The sequence below is a fragment of the Flagellimonas flava genome, assembly GCF_050617915.1.
Classification (GTDB): domain Bacteria; phylum Bacteroidota; class Bacteroidia; order Flavobacteriales; family Flavobacteriaceae; genus Flagellimonas; species Flagellimonas flava_A.
In genome coordinates, this window is the sequence record NZ_JBODQE010000179.1 from 1 (window position 1) to 237 (window position 237).

At 42.6% G+C, this 237-nt stretch carries 1 protein-coding gene; it reads left to right on the forward strand.

What is annotated here, in order from left to right; all coding sequences use genetic code 11:
- Nucleotides 1-52: 52 nt before the first annotated feature.
- A partial coding sequence (locus ACRHOZ_RS21460) for a cation:dicarboxylate symporter family transporter (protein WP_431130421.1) occupies nt 53-237 on the forward strand: 185 nt, incomplete at its 3' end.

The following is a 237-nucleotide window of genomic DNA, read 5'->3' on the forward strand; positions in this document are numbered from 1 at the left end:
AGCTTAGACCAATAGCGCGGAGAGCACAGGATTATCATTTGCAATAAACGACATTCCGTATGCCATAACAAATTTGCTCCCCGACAACCCCTTGGCATCCATGGTCAGTGGTGAAATGTTGACTATCGTCATTTTTACCATTATAATCGGTGTAGCTGTACTTTACCTGCCCAATGATTTGCTAAAACCTGAAAAATTACTGTTGGGTGCCGTACAGGAAATCTGTATGACCCTTGT